The sequence below is a fragment of the Rhizobium sp. PK7-22 genome (genome assembly GCF_056530405.1).
The window spans coordinates 221068-235434 of record NZ_CP096513.1 but is presented as its reverse complement, the minus strand read 5'-3'; the positions used below and the strand labels follow the sequence as shown (position 1 = coordinate 235434).

The following is a 14367-nucleotide window of genomic DNA, read 5'->3' as shown; positions in this document are numbered from 1 at the left end:
TGGTTCGGGCGTCAGATTTCATGGCAGACGGTAATCCCCCCATTCTTAACGGGGCTCCGCAGTAGAATTCACGCGGCCATTTTCAGTTTCTGTGCGGGCGTTATGCCCCCGATGCCCATGTTGGGCCGTTCGTTGTTGTAGGTCCAGAGCCACTGTGTGGCGAATTCCTGCGCCTCCTCGATGCTTTCAATGATGTACTGGTCAAGCCATTCATGTCGGACGGTGCGGTTGTAGCGCTCGACATAGGCGTTCTGTTGCGGCTTTCCGGGCTGGATGTGGCTCAACACAATTCCTTGCGTTTCGGCCCATTCCATCAGTTTGCCACTGACATACTCATGTCCGTTATCCACACGAATGGCGAACGGTTTACCGCGCCATTCGATGATCTGGTTCAGGCTGCGGATGACGCGTTCAGCAGGCAGCGAAAAGTCCACCTCGATGCCCAGCCCCTCGCGGTTGAAGTCGTCCAGGACGTTCAATAGCCGGAATTGCCGGCCGTCTTCCAAACGATCTGCCATGAAGTCCATCGACCAGACCAGGTTTGGGGCATCCGGCACAGTCAGAGCGTCGGGCTTGTCGCGCTTCAAGCGCTTGCGTGGCTTGATCCTGAGGTTCAGCTCCAGCTCGCGGTAGATGCGGTAGACGCGCTTATGGTTCCATTGATGCCCCCGGACATTGCGCAGGTAAAGGAAGCACAGACCGAAGCCCCAGGTCTTCTTTGCCCGCGTCAGTCCGATCAGGAGATCGGCGATCTGCTCGTTCTCTTCGTTCAGCTTGGCGCTGTAACGATAGCAGGTCTCGCTGACCACAAACGTGCGGCAGGCAAGCGCAATGCTTACCCCGCGCAACGCCACTGCTTTCCCGGCCATCTCCCGGCGTTGAGATGGCCGCGTCATTTTTTTCCTAGAGCCTCTTTGAGTAGCTCTGCCTGCATGCTCATCTCGGCATACATCTTCTTCAGCCGACGGTTCTCATCCTCCAGAGCCTTCATCTGGCTGATCATCGAGGCGTCCATACCGCCATACTTCGAACGCCACTTGTAAAAGGAGGCGGTGCTCATCCCGTGTTCCCGGCATAACTCCGGCACAGGAATGCCGCCTTCTGCCTGGCGCAGAATGGCAAGGATTTGGGGTTCGCTAAATCTGCTCGTCTTCATCAAAATCTCCTCGATCATAAAGCCCGAGAAAATTCTACTTTTGAAGCCCGTTAATTGGCGGGGGGATTACCAGACCGTTTGGAGGATGCTCGGCGAATTAGACTGCTGAACGTCCGAGACGACTTCAATCGTAATGTGCTGGGCATCAAGGTTAACGTCGCTACCCGCCGAGCCCGTATCCGAAGCCTCAACCAGATCATCGCTTGTGCGGCAAACCGTTTGCCATTTGTGTGGCTACAGTCCTGAGTACGTCAGTGGAAAACTGAAGAATGGGCAGTAACACAAGAATTTGTTTAGATCCACATCCGGCTGGTAAAGCCACAGCAGAATGCATCTGTTGAGCGCTACAACTGCACCGTCTGACATGAATGGCGCGCCAATACATCAATGGCGAGGCGCAGGAATCAGAGCCGCGTTGGCTGGACCTACAAAAACCGAACCACCCAATACCGGTGTCGTGGGAATGCCTGCACGGAAGCTTAAATGGCAGCGTGGATCCTATTGCGGAGCCCGCTCAACAGGGGGGCATCAGGGCAGGTTTACTTTCGTTCATGTCAGGACTCACTCCAACCGTCAGTTCGCGCCCTTCGCAGCCGATGCCTAAACGCATTCGGCCCAATCTTCACGGCCCCCTTAGACTAGAGCTCGGCTAATTCGTTGTGGATCATGTCCTTGCGGCTTCGGTTAAGCCCAAAAATCTCGTGTGCGTAAAAGATGAACCGCCACGGCCGATGGAAGTTCTCTTAGGTACTTTCGTTTAAGAGCGTTGCAATCTGGCGCACGGCCTCCCCATGCAGCGGCCCTCTTACGCACCTGCGCGCGCTAGGGCCTGTTCTGCAAAGTTTGTTGATCGCTTCAATTGTGGAAGCAGTCAGTAAGCCATTAATCTTACCGGAGTATAACCCAGCCTCGCTTAAACGGCGTTGCGCAATGAAAACATAGGCGTTGGCGTTGACCCACCGGATGGAGGATATCAATGCGGGCCGTTCCTTTGCGGGGAATTTATCCAGCATATCAGAGATAGGGGAAAGTTCAGCCAGATCTTTCGCTTGAGCGGCCGCTAGCAGGAGGGCTTCTCGATCATACCTTCTTGGGTCTAGGTCCGCTCTGACCTGCTCCAAAATGTCGGACGCTCTTTTAGGTGATTTCGCAACCACACCGCCGGTGCCGTCTCTGTAGAAGGCGACAAGTTTCAAAGCAGCTGAAGTATTGCCTTTTTTCGTCGCCTCTTCGAGAATCGACAGCGCTTCCTTTGGCTGTGCGGGAACTCCCCAGCCGTACGCATAGGCATTCGCCAGCAGGATCGTAGACTGGGTGTCGCCAGTCTCCTCTAGATCTCGGAGTTCAGCTATAGCTTTGGACGGATCCGACAATGAGCCGAATTTCCCACGCAAATGGGCTTCTGCGCGAGAACGCTTCGCGGAGAGAGATCCGAGCAACGCTGCTCGGTCCAGATACTCAAGCGCCTTGGATTGCCGCAATGAAGCGGAACCTACGTTGTCATTCAAGTGGATCTTAGCAAGTCGTTCCATGGCGGCGGTGCTACCTTTAGAAACCGCTTCTTCATATACAGAAATGGCCTCTTTATCATCCGTATCGACATATACACCTCGTTCCAATATGTCGCCCAGGGTCTGTAGCGCGTAGCCTGTCCCTACGTCTCTCAACAGCGAAAGTCCCTCTTCTACCTTTCGATCAGTGCCGAGGCCAGTGACGTATGCTTGGCCGAGGCGGATTTGTCCGGTCGCATTCCCTGCTTCTGCTGCTTCTGAAAAGTAAGAAAAGGCGCGCTCGTAATCTGGGGTGACAAGTATCCCATCTCGATACAACTCACCTAACCGTACAAGGGCGTAAGCATTGCCCAAAGACGCGCTTTTCTCGTAGTACTCGGTAGCTTTCGAGCCGTCCGGCTCTACGGGTGCCGATGAAGAAGAGAACAAATCGCCTAGAGCCTGAAGTGCGCCGGCATTACCTGCCTCACCCGCATCGGTTAACATTTTGATGCCGGTTGGGATGTCTCTTGCTATCCCTTCCCCTCTAACGAGGAACTGTGCGAGGCGGACTTTGGCGCGAAGGTCACCTTCATCCGCCGCTTTCGCAAAGTATTCAGTGGCGGTCTGCAAATCGCCTTCGACAAACTGGCCGTTTTTGTATAATTCTCCTAGGTGGAAGCTAGCAGCAGCTACGTTTTTTGAGGATGCTTCTAGGAATAGGCTGCGGGCCTTTTCCACGTCGCGTTCTATCAGATCGCCTCGCAGATAAATTTCACCCGCCTTTACTAACGCGTAGTTGTTTCCATCTTTAGCGCTGTCCAAATAGTACTGGATCGCCTTCCTGCCATCCAACTTGCCGTAGTTAGCCTGTGAATAAATATCACCCAGTTCTTGAAGCGCCGACGAGTCGCCATCATCGGCGCTAGCCTGGATTAGCTCAAGTCCTCTGTGTTCATTACTTATTTCGCTGCCGCTCTGGAGATAAAGTTGTCCGAGCCGCAACTTCCCTTTGCTATCTCCTGCAGCAATTGCCTGATTGTAATACGCGACAGCGCGATTATGGCTCGAGTGATCCATATCATCTGCTAGGGCTAGGTCGCCGAGGCGTATTAGGGCGTCCGAACGGCCTTCAACAACTGCTTGGTCGTAATAGGACTGTGCTTTTTCAAAATCCTTGTCGACAATTTCTCCATCACGATAGAGATCTCCTAACAAGTTGAGAGCGTAACTGTTGCCGATCTGGGCACTATTCTCATAAGCCTCTATAGCGCGCGCTGCGTCGACTACTTCGAGACGTCCGAATTTCCCAGCATAGAAGTTGCCCAGTAGCTGCAGCGCACGAGCATCGCCTTCACTACCTGCTTGACGGAGAGACGTCACTGCTTGCTCAACTGCTACGCTGGAATTCGCTGACAAAGCAGCCTCGACGGCTTCGATCTCTTCGCTGGAGAGTTTCCCAGAATCCATTGCTTGAGCTGTGGCTAAGGAAGAAGCCAGAAATGCTGTGGCGATCAAGTAGCTTGTACGTACCATTTTCGAACAAATCCCCAATCAAAGATGGTGCATATTCGCTGATCTTGTTAAAAATGGAAAGAGCTGGCACGCTGACCTAGCGATTTTAGCGCTTCAGCTGGGCGTGAATGAATCTCTCACGATCCCACCGCCGCTACGCCACAGATGCACCTGGTTTTGGAACGGAACCCCATTTCGACCGGACAATGGGCATATACGAAAAGGCTCAATCACCATCTCAGTCGCTTAAGCTTGTGATCAGAGCCAGAAGCACAGCCGATTGGTTCTAGGTCGAGCTAAGTAGAGTCGTTTTTCGTTGTAAACGGTTGCGGCGTGCCAATGACCCGAGGCCGGCGGCCAGCACGGCGACGAAGAGATAGGTGACGCCCTGGATTTCCAGGCTGAAGTCGACCGTGGAGTGAACGGCTGCCACAACCACGGCACCGAAGGCCGCGATTGTCCCCGGATCCTCCACAAGGCGGCGCCGGAGGATGCCGATGAGCTGGAACAGACACCAGCCGACCATCACCAGCGGAATGCTGCCAAACAGCAGACCATAGCCTGTCCAAAGCGCCAGATAAGTTGAGTGGGTCTTGTCCCAGACAATGTCGAAACTCACCGGCGCCTGATGATAGAGCGGATAGACGTATTCGAAGCTGCTGCCGCCGAAGCCGAGAAGCGGCCGGTCGCCGATCATCGACCACACCTGCCAATATACGTTCGCTCTATCGTCTGCGTTAGACTCCACCGATGCCAGTCGCTCCACCAAGCTCCCGCCATAGAGGAAGAGCAGGGCTGCCAGCAGGGCGCCAATAGCCACCGCGCCGATGAAGAGCGCCCCGATGCTGAGATGCCGCTGGCCCTGCCAGGCGCTGAGAAGCAGGACGACCGCGACACCGCAGACGGCCGCCGCAAATCCCATGCGAGAGGTGGTGAGCGCAAGGGTGACGCCGATGACGAGGCATCCCGCGAGCGTCAGGATCACACCGTTCTTTCCCTCGAGGATTTCGAGCAGCCGGCTTTGGCGCCCCGCCTCCCGTGGCGAAAACAGGGTGTTGCCCAGCAAGCTGGCACCGATCACCGCCCCGAGGGCTAGAAAGGTGGCATAGGAGTTGCGATTGACGAAGCCGCCGGTGGCCGAACCGCGGTAGGCCCATTTCTGAATGAACAGGATGGCGTCCTCGAACTCGAAGAACAGCAGAAGCCCGAAGGCCGCGTGCGCGACGACGATCCAGAACAGCACCTTCAGGAAGGCGGTCGATCGAGAACTGTTGGCGGCGATCTGGAGGCAGAGATAAAACATCAGGCCATAGCTCAGCCAGCGAAGCAGGCCGAGCAGGGTGTCGCCGGGGGTGAGCGAGATCCGCGTGCCCGCGTCGACGCCACCGGGAAGGTGGAGCCAGGATTGGGGGAGAAGGTCTGCAATCGGCAGAAACTGCAACACCATGTAGCCCGCCAGTATCCAGAAGAGCCAGGCAAGGACCGCATAGAGCGATGCCGTTGCCCTCAGGTTTGCTTCTGCAAACCCGAGCCGTGCGAAATAGACCATGCTCCAGGCGAAGAGGCAAAGCGCCGATAGCGCCCAGATCGCCGGTCGGTTGCCGCCCAGTGCGACGGGCGTCAGCAGGACGACGGCGGCAACAACGCCAGCGCTCCAGTTGTTGAGCCGGTAGCGCAAGGTCGAACTGGCAGTTCCCCTCATTCCTTCAATCCCCGTGGCAGTTCTTACCGGACGACGCGCCGCACGTTGTTCAAAAAGGCTCTTTGTCTCTCGGGCGGCATCCTTGAGACGACATTGATGATCCGCTCTCGGAAATCCTCGTCCGAAGCGTAGCGCTCTGCGAGCGTTCGGGTGCCGCGGCGGCTGCTGGCAAGCATCGTCAGGTCTGCCTCGTGATAGGCGAGACTATCGGCGTCCAGCTCAGCAAACATGTCTTCCGCCAGCCGCGCGCGGTTTTCCGCGATCCATTGTTCGTTGGGTCCGGTTTCCCGCGAACGCCTGTAGCTCGCCCGGAACTTGCCTACGTCTCCAAGCCGCGCATGGGCCAGGGCGTTGACGTACCACGCCTGCGAATTCGTCGGCATCACGGCGTCGATCTCGCGGCTGATGTGCTCGCAACTTCGCGCCAGGGCCGATTGCTGGTCGTTTGCGCCGGCACGCGTGATGTTCAGGAGGGCAACAGTACAGTCGCTCATCGCCAGGTTGCGGGAATAGCCGGACTGCGCATACTGCATGCTGCCCGAAGCGATGTGGTCGTAAAACCCGGCTTCTGCCCGCTGCGGCTGAAACAGCACACCGACCTCCTGGCGCAGGAGCGATACGCTGGCGATCACTGCAAGGAGGCAGGCAAACGACATGGAGAACAATTTGAGCTGACGCATTCGGCCCTGCAGCGACGGTGATGGAATGTGGTTAGGCGTCCTCCCCTTCCACGGCAAGGGCTTTCTTTCATCATGCTTTACGGTGCGGCGGCGGCACGGGTGACTGTTTATCCACGTTGCTTGGCGATCGACCTCCGACTCCGGACCGCATGAGCTGCGGCCAGGCTGGAAATCGACTTCTCCAGACGGCAAAGCCCCCTCTGCACGCAGGATCCGCTTTGCATGAGCAGCCGTCACACCAAGATCAACGGCTCGTGGGTCTGTCCCCCGTTTTCGGTTTCCGCAAGCACCTCAGGTGGTGTCCCTCAACACGGTTGTTTAGCGCAAGGCTCCGGTTCCGGCTGCAGGATCGGTTAACCACCACACGTGAAACTGGCCACTTTCGGATCCCTTTTCCGGCGAGACCATGTCCTTCGAACGGACAATTAAGCCTGTGCTGATACTGCGGTTCTCGGGTTTTGAGGACACGGACATATGCACGGGAGCGGACAACACGTTGGGCATGGGGAGGATTTGGCAAAGCAAGAGGCCTCGCCCAGGCTTTGCTGGCACCGCTCGCTGTTGGGCAAAACAACGCTGTTTCTTACCTTAGCCACCGTCATTGCCTATTGTGTTGGCGCCTCGGCCGGATGGCTGATGCTGCGCACCAATTCACAGGCTCAGTGGCAGCGCCAGGCGGAGATGAACGTCCAGATCACCAGCTCTACCATTCGCACCATCTACACCTTCGTGGCCGTCGACACAGATGCCTCGGGACAGATCCTGCGCATCGTCAGCGAGCGGCCGCTCGGGGACGATCAGTCGGTGCTCGACACCGGCTTCAACCCCGCCGATGTCCTGGCTCTGGCGGCGGCGCAGACAAAGAATGAGATCTGGCTGTTCCAGCGTTCCGCGGCAGGATCGTTCATCAGTCTCACCGATGCCACCCATGGTGCCGCCGGCGACGTGCTGAATTGGCTTGGGGAGCCGCAAAGCGACAGCTTCTTCCGCGGCTTTGCCGAGATCGGTGGCACCCGTCACTATGTCGCCTCCCTCCCCGTTGTCACGCGTGCCGGCGAGCCGCTCGGTTTGGTGGTCGCCAGCATCGGCCGTGCCGAGGACCTGCTGCAGCATCAACGAAACCTCCTCTTGAATGCCTTCGTGGTCCTGATCGCCATCCTGCTGGTCACCGGCATCCTCGTCACGCTCTTGGTCCGCAAGGTGTTCAGGCCGCTGCCGGCGTTGATGGCGGCGCTGACGCGCATTGCTGAGGACGACACCAGCGCGCCGACACCCTTCCAGGATCGACGCGACGAGATCGGTCGATTTGCAGTCGCCATCGAAGCTTTGCGCGCCGCCGTCGTGGAGCGCGAAACCCTTCGCCAGGTGAGGGAAAGGGCAAAACAGCTTGAGCATCTTGCCCACCATGATTCCCTGACCGGCCTGCCCAACCGTGCATTCTTCAACAAGGAGCTGATCGAGGCGCTGGAGGACGTCGGCAACAACGGTCCGCAGGTCAATCTCCTGTTGCTCGACCTCGATCGTTTCAAACCGGTCAATGATAGCCTCGGACATGCAGTCGGCGATGCTCTGCTGGTGGCCGCGGCCGAACGGATGTCGCTGCTTCGCGGACCGCGCGACTTGGCGGCGCGGCTGGGAGGCGACGAATTCGCGCTGATCCAGCGCGTCAGACAGGACCCGATCCTGGAGGCAAGCATGCTCGCCAAGGCGCTGGTGCAGGCACTTGGCATGCCCTTTACAGTGCTGGGCCATCAGGTCTCGATCGGCGCAAGCGTCGGTGTTGCCAAGGCGCCGCGCCAGGGTGCGGCTGCCACTGGCCTGTTGAAGTGCGCCGATATCGCTCTTTATGCCGCCAAATCGGCGGGACGGGGGACCTATCGGCTCTACAAGGAAGGCATGGTGATGGCTGGCGCCAACCGCTACGCCCTCGAGCGGGACCTGGAACTTGCCGTCGAGCGCGGCGAGTTGCGGCTGCACTATCAGCCGATTGTCGCCGTCGCAGATGGTGCAGTGGTCCGCTATGAGGCGCTGTTGCGCTGGCAGCATCCCGAGCTGGGCCTGATCATGCCCGCCGACTTCATCGCGCTGGCAGAGGACGGTGGTCAGATCATTGCCATCGGACAATGGGTCATCGAAGAAGCCTGCCGGAAGGCAGCCACCTTGCCGCAGCATCTGACAATGGCGGTCAACGTCTCGGCGGCGCAGCTTCATCAGCCGAGCTTCGTCACCCAGGTCAGCCAAGCCCTGCGCGACAGTGGACTGGCGCCGTCGCGGCTGGAAATCGAGCTGACGGAAAGCCTGGCACTGACCGGCGAAGCGGCACAAGCGGCTGTGACGCAACTCCATGAGCTCGGCGTGCGTGTTTGCCTCGACGATTTCGGGACCGGGCACTCGACGCTCGGCACCCTCCTGCAGCTGCCGATCCACGGCATCAAGATCGACCGCAGCTTCGTCACTGAGCTGGAGAGCAACCACGACCAGCAGGTACTGGTTACCAGCCTCATCGAGCTTGCCGCCAAATTGGGGCTGACCATCACCGCCGAAGGGATCGAGCGCGAGGGACAGCACGCCTTTCTGCGGCAGACAGGTTGCGGATATGCCCAGGGCTATCATTTTGGGCGGCCGGAGCCGCTGCGCGCGGCCGGCGACCGCGCGCTATTATCCAGTGCAACGGGTTAGGAGCCAGCAGATGGAAAGCATGCGGAATGGGTACCTTTCGCTTGGGGAGAGGCGACGCCGGATAGTCGGTCTCCTCGGCGCGGCGCTTCTGGCGAGTACCGCCTGGCCAGTTGCCGCGGCCGAAGGGGCGCTGGCCAGGATCGCCCAGACTAAGACGGTAACCATCGGCCACCGCGAGGATGCCGTGCCCTTCTCCTATCGCGGTCCTGATGGCACTGTGATTGGCTACTCGACGGAGCTTTGCCAACGCATCGCCGAGAAGATCAGGATCGAGCTCGGACTGGACGAGCTCACGATAACCTATGTCCCCTCCTCTGCCGCGACCCGCTTCGTGCTGGTCAAATCCGGCGCTGTCGACCTGGAATGCACCACCACCACCAATACCGAGGAACGGCGCAAGCTGGTCGATTTCTCCTATCCCCATTTCATCACCGCCACCCGTTTCGTGTCGAAAAAGAAGGACGGCCTGGAGACGATCCAGTCCCTGGCCGGCCGCTCGGTCGCCTCCACCACCGGCACTGTCAACATCGAGCAGCTGCAGGCGCTCAATCGCGCCAAGAGCCTTAACATCTCGGTCATGTTGGCCAAGGCCCATCCTCAGGCTTTCGCTCTGGTCGAAGCCGGACGCGCTTCCGCCTTTGTCATGGACGGTATTCTCCTGGCGGCGCTGGTAGCCTCCTCGGCAGATCCGCAGGCCTATACCATCTCATCAGAGACATTCGGCCCACCAGAGCCTTACGGCATCCTCGTGCCGAAAGATGATGCACCCTTTCATGCCGTCGTCGACGCGGCCCTGGAGGAGCTCTACAGCAGCGGCGAAATCCGCCAGATCTACGACAAATGGTTCAACGCGCCGATCCCACCGGACGGAAAGAACCTCAACCTGCCCGTCTCCGCCGAGCTTCAGGGTGTGTTCGACAATCCGAAATCCTACCAACCGTAGAAGGAGGCCGTGATGCCGCTCAGCCTCAAGACTCTTTTTCGCACGATCGCGTCAGTCACAGTGATCTTCTGCACGACCCAGGCCCTGGCAGTCGGGCCTGGTAACCAGCCTGCAACGGTGCCCTCGACACTGGAGCGCATCCGCGACACCGGCCGCATCCGCATCGGCTATGGGGACACCGCGCCCTTCTCCTATAGGCTGCCCGATGGTCAGGTGGTCGGCTACTCGATCGATCTCTGCAAGCAAGTCTCCGAAATATTGCGTGCCCAGCTGGGGCTGCCGCGCCTTGGAATCGAGTACGTCCACCGCACGCCGCGCAATCGCGTTCAACTGCTCAACGACGGCAAGATCGACATCGAATGCAATGCCAGCACCAACAGCGACGAGCGCCGCCGCAGCGCCGCCTTTGCGCTGAGCCACTTCTACGCCTCAACCCGTTATGTCTCGCTCACCCGTCACGGCCTGCAAACGCTCGACGATCTGCGTGGGCGCAGCCTCAGCGTCGCGCTCGGCACCGTCAATGTCGGGCAGATCAACGAGCTCAACCGCGACAGGGCACTGAATCTCTCGATCGTCCCCGCCGATGGATTGCAAGCGGCGTTTGATCTGGTGGCGAACGGGCAGGTGTCGGCCTTTGCCATGGACGACGTCCTGTTGAGCGCGATGATCGCGGAAAGCAGCCGGCCGCAGGATTTTTCGCTGTCGAGCGAATTGGTGTCTGCGGTTCAACCTTACGGGTTCATGATGCGGCTCGGCGATGACGCATTCAAGGAAGCAGTCAACGCCGCGCTGACGCAGATCTACCGTGACCCGAAGATGGTGGAGATCTATCGCCGCTGGTTCGAGGCGCCGATTCCCCCTCACAGCGTCGACCTGCGCCAGCCGATGAGCCCTCGTCTGCAGCAGGCACTCGAACAGCCGCGGGAAGAAACAGGGGACTGATCTCAGGGTCACCTACGATCGGATCCAGTCAGGCGCAGGCTCGGCCGCACCGGCTCTGGACCGACTGCCTTGGGGACCGCCTGGCCCCGATCGGACGGACGGCGTGGCCGCACTGGCAAATTCGCGGCGAATCCTTTTCAGTTGCAGTTCGCACCAGTAGTCTAGATGGCAGGCGCGGACTGAGAGGTGATGACTGTCCATCTGCTTCAAGCGGGTAAACGACAACGCTGTGTTTCTCCCGCAGACCAGGAGGTTTCAGCTGTGGCGCTCTACCGGCGGATCAAGACAGAAGTTCTGGCAACGGCAGGTTTCATGGCTGAAAGCCAATGGATTACACATGTCCTGGCCGACAGAGGTTTGACCACGCGGTTGGCCCACAACAGGGTAGATCCGACGGCTCGCTCCAGTCCCTGCCCTGAGCCCAAACGGCTTGCCATTGAACTTGCCATCGACAAGATCTTCGGCAGACAAGCTTTGTGATCTTGGGCAGACCTCTCGATCAGCCCGCCGGTCTGGGCAGGCGTCGAGCGGGTGGCGCGTTCAATCCTTCGGCTATCTCAGTGGATGCGAATCTCCGATCGAAACTGCTGACGATTTTTCGACCAGATAGGTGTCTCGTCCTCACCGGAAACCTCCCGAGAGCCTCGCCGGTGGAAGAGGGGGAGCTGTATCCGCGGTTCGTCCTCGCCGTTGTCGTCGGATGATCCGCCGCTGGGCGATGGTCGGGCTTGAGGTTACCGACAACACCGAGACATCGGCGTTGCCTCCAGGAAAAAGCCCGCCGACCAGCAGGGGTCGGCGGGAAAGTTCTGCGCCAGAAGGGACGGGGAGCGCAGGAATTGGGCTCAAGGTCAGCCGGCAGCCAGGACGCCGAGACCCAGCACGCCGATAAAGCAGCCCAGCAATGGCAGCAGGATCCAACGCGCCTGATAAACACTGTTATCCATGAAGACCTCCATCTCAAAATTACGGTAACAAAAGACCGGAGCGGCTTTGCCGTTCCAGTGCAAAGGGACCATCAGACCTATCCCTCACAGGCCTCAGACTTTCGTCCTAATTTCTGCCGTGAATAGTCGACCAACAGCCGGGACTGGAAGGTCGTAACCCGCCCCCTCCCCTCCTCAGGAGGCACCGCTCATGCGACGGCGGCGACCGCTTCGCCCCCGAGCAGTCGATGCAGCGCCTCGCCGGGCAATGGTCGTGACAGCAGATATCCTTGCAGCTGGTCGCAGCCGGCTAGGCGCAGGAGCGTGCTCTGCTCCTCCGTCTCGACCCCTTCGGCGGTCGTCTGCAGCCCCTTGGCATGCGCCATCGAGATCATCGCCTCGACAACCGCGCCACTGCCGGTCTGTCCCAGCGCATCGATGAACGACTTGTCAATCTTGATCCGGTCGACATGCAGATCCTGCAAACGCCCGAAGGAGGAATAACCGGCTCCGAAATCGTCGATGGCGAAGCGCACCCCGGCCTGCCGCAGGACCGCGATTGCTCTCTCGCTGATCCGGCTGCCGTCCAGCTGCAGGCTTTCGGTGATCTCGATCTCCAGTCGCTGCGGGTCGATCTGGAACTGCGCCAGGGTGGAAAGGATGTGGATCGGATAGGATGCCGTGTGGAGCTCCAGAAGCGACGCATTGATGGCAAGCTTCAGGTCTCCGTAGCGCGCGACGGTCTCGCAGGCGTTGCGCAGCACGATCTGGCCGAGAGACTGGATCAGCCCCAGTTCTTCCGCCAGCGGGATGAAGACGTCGGGACCGATGACGCCTTTTTGCGGATGGCGCCAGCGGGCCAGGGCTTCGACGCCACTCAGCTTCTGTGAGACGGCATCATAGACCGGTTGATAGACGGTTTCGATCTGGACCCGGTTCTGCACCGCCGCGCGCAGATCACGCTCCAGCTCCCGGCGGGCCTGCAACACCTCATCCATGTGTTTTCCGAAGATCGCAAAGCGGCCTCGCCCGGCGGCTTTGGCGTGGTAAAGGGCGATATCGGCGCGGCGGACGATCTCGGTGGCGTCAGCTGAGCCGGTGACCAGCACCGCTCCGATACTGGCGCCGATCTGGACCAGGGTATCATCGAGCTCGAACGGTACACCCAGGGCGGTCACCAAGTCTTCGCAGATCGTGGCGACCTGCTGCTCCGTGGCATCCTGCAGCAGCACCGTAAACTCGTCGCCACCGATCCTGCCGATGGCCACCGGGCCCAGCGCACGCCGCAGCCGTTCAGCGACCTGAACGATCAACCGGTCGCCGACGGGATGCCCGAAGGTGTCGTTGACCTGTTTGAAGCGATCGAGATCAAGAAACAACACCGCATGGGGCTGGTCCACCGACGATGCTGAGAGGCGTTTGGAGAGCGTGGCGCCAAAACCGGCGCGGTTCAGCAGCCCAGTCAAAGCATCGTGGTGCGCCAGGTGTTGGAGTTCATCGCGGCTGGCTGCCAACCGCGCGGACCGGCGCAACAGCAGCGAGCCGAGCGCGACGAAGGCGGCGAAAATCCCTGTCACGGCGACTACCATGGCCGGGACCGTCGCCTTCAGGACGGTTGTCCCCGGTTGGAAGGGCTGCCAGGTGAGATAGCCGACCACAGCACCGTTGCGGGCAGTCAGCGGCACCTGTGCATGTCCCTCCTTGCGCGACGGTATCCAGGAGAAGTGCAGATCGGCCAGCTGATATTCGGCCCCGGTCATGGCGGTAAGACTGCCATCGAGAAAACGAACGGCGACGTGGAGGTTTTCGCTTCCGGCATCTTGCGCGATCTCACCGGTGTCGGAGACGATCGGCTTGACGCTGACAATCGCCGGCCGGTCACCGACCACGGCCAGATCGCTTTCGCCAATCGTCAGCACCTTGTCCGTTACCCCGGTGTCGTCGCCGGCCAACAGCCGGGCCCGCAGCCGCGCCGCAAGCGGCGCATAAGCATCCTGGTATTGCGCTAGCTCGGTGGCGCCGGCCGTATCCGCGAGATAATGGTAGAAAGGCTTGCCCTTTGGGTGAAGGACAAAAAGCGCATCATGACCGAAATAGGAGTTCATCCAGTTTCCCAGGTTGATCTCCATCCATTCGCCGTCAGCCTCTGCCGTCTTCAGCACCGCGTCGTCCCAGACGGTTGCGCTTTCCTGATCGTGAGCCACACCGCTCTGCAGCTTCGACACGATCAGGTTGACGAGGTCCTGCTGGCGCTTGGCGGCCACGGCATCGCTTTCGGTTGCCGCCCACAGTAGGGCGGTCAGAACCAGACATCCTGCCAGGAGAGACACCAGC

Annotated in this window: 9 protein-coding genes and 1 pseudogene; 5 read left to right on the top strand and 5 right to left on the bottom strand. The window is 59.6% G+C overall.

What is annotated here, in order from left to right:
* Nucleotides 1-68 precede the first annotated feature (68 nt).
* Nucleotides 69-1156, bottom strand: a protein-coding gene (locus M1E10_RS01225) for an IS3 family transposase (protein WP_499173204.1) whose coding sequence is annotated in 2 segments (ribosomal slippage) — nucleotides 69-901 and nucleotides 901-1156 — 1089 coding nt in all. Because the reading frame shifts where the segments join, the coding sequence is not laid out codon by codon here.
* Nucleotides 1157-1222: 66 nt separating this feature from the next.
* Here M1E10_RS01225 and M1E10_RS01220 point away from each other — a divergent pair.
* Nucleotides 1223-1640, top strand: a pseudogene (locus M1E10_RS01220) (IS3 family transposase); the annotation flags it as partial.
* A 259-nt stretch (nucleotides 1641-1899) separates the two neighbouring features.
* On the opposite strand, the gene M1E10_RS01215 reads toward M1E10_RS01220, so the two are convergent.
* From M1E10_RS01215 to M1E10_RS01205, 3 genes are all read right to left on the bottom strand, one after another.
* The gene (locus M1E10_RS01215; protein WP_499173203.1) at nucleotides 1900-4182 is read right to left on the bottom strand and encodes a tetratricopeptide repeat protein; all 2283 of its coding nucleotides are present in this window, start codon (nucleotides 4180-4182) and stop codon (nucleotides 1900-1902) included.
* Nucleotides 4183-4447: 265 nt separating this feature from the next.
* Entirely contained in the window at nucleotides 4448-5863 is a 1416-nt protein-coding gene (locus M1E10_RS01210) for an O-antigen ligase family protein (RefSeq protein WP_499173202.1), read from the bottom strand.
* 23 nt (nucleotides 5864-5886) lie between these two features.
* Nucleotides 5887-6543 (bottom strand): hypothetical protein, encoded by a 657-nt coding sequence (locus tag M1E10_RS01205; protein WP_499173201.1) that lies wholly within the window; start codon nucleotides 6541-6543, stop codon nucleotides 5887-5889.
* Between the two features lie 636 nt (nucleotides 6544-7179).
* Here M1E10_RS01205 and M1E10_RS01200 point away from each other — a divergent pair.
* The 4 genes from M1E10_RS01200 to M1E10_RS01185 all read left to right on the top strand — a co-directional run bounded on the left by M1E10_RS01200 (nucleotide 7180) and on the right by M1E10_RS01185 (nucleotide 11587).
* Nucleotides 7180-9222: a putative bifunctional diguanylate cyclase/phosphodiesterase gene (locus M1E10_RS01200; RefSeq protein ID WP_499173200.1), complete on the top strand. Its 2043-nt coding sequence runs from the start codon at nucleotides 7180-7182 to the stop codon at nucleotides 9220-9222.
* A 10-nt stretch (nucleotides 9223-9232) separates the two neighbouring features.
* On the top strand, nucleotides 9233-10165 hold the full coding sequence (locus tag M1E10_RS01195) for an amino acid ABC transporter substrate-binding protein (RefSeq protein WP_499173199.1): 933 nt from the start codon (nucleotides 9233-9235) through the stop codon (nucleotides 10163-10165).
* Between the two features lie 12 nt (nucleotides 10166-10177).
* Nucleotides 10178-11107 (top strand): amino acid ABC transporter substrate-binding protein, encoded by a 930-nt coding sequence (locus tag M1E10_RS01190; protein WP_499173198.1) that lies wholly within the window; start codon nucleotides 10178-10180, stop codon nucleotides 11105-11107.
* Between the two features lie 189 nt (nucleotides 11108-11296).
* Nucleotides 11297-11587 carry a hypothetical protein gene (locus M1E10_RS01185; RefSeq protein ID WP_499173197.1) on the top strand — a complete coding sequence of 97 codons (291 nt, stop codon included), beginning with the start codon at nucleotides 11297-11299 and terminating at the stop codon, nucleotides 11585-11587.
* A gap of 655 nt (nucleotides 11588-12242) precedes the next feature.
* On the opposite strand, the gene M1E10_RS01180 is transcribed toward M1E10_RS01185, so the two are convergent.
* Nucleotides 12243-14363 (bottom strand): putative bifunctional diguanylate cyclase/phosphodiesterase, encoded by a 2121-nt coding sequence (locus M1E10_RS01180; RefSeq protein ID WP_499173196.1) that lies wholly within the window; start codon nucleotides 14361-14363, stop codon nucleotides 12243-12245.
* Between the last annotated feature and the right edge of the window lie 4 nt (nucleotides 14364-14367).

Excerpts from the sequence above, each read along its gene's own strand:
- M1E10_RS01215 (WP_499173203.1), bottom strand. The coding sequence starts at position 4,182 with ATGGTACGTACAAGCTACTTGATCGCCACAGCATTTCTGGCTTCTTCC.
- M1E10_RS01210 (WP_499173202.1), bottom strand. The coding sequence starts at position 5,863 with ATGAGGGGAACTGCCAGTTCGACCTTGCGCTACCGGCTCAACAACTGG.
- M1E10_RS01205 (WP_499173201.1), bottom strand. The coding sequence starts at position 6,543 with ATGCGTCAGCTCAAATTGTTCTCCATGTCGTTTGCCTGCCTCCTTGCA.
- M1E10_RS01200 (WP_499173200.1), top strand. The coding sequence starts at position 7,180 with ATGCTGCGCACCAATTCACAGGCTCAGTGGCAGCGCCAGGCGGAGATG.
- M1E10_RS01195 (WP_499173199.1), top strand. The coding sequence starts at position 9,233 with ATGGAAAGCATGCGGAATGGGTACCTTTCGCTTGGGGAGAGGCGACGC.
- M1E10_RS01190 (WP_499173198.1), top strand. The coding sequence starts at position 10,178 with ATGCCGCTCAGCCTCAAGACTCTTTTTCGCACGATCGCGTCAGTCACA.
- M1E10_RS01185 (WP_499173197.1), top strand. The coding sequence starts at position 11,297 with ATGACTGTCCATCTGCTTCAAGCGGGTAAACGACAACGCTGTGTTTCT.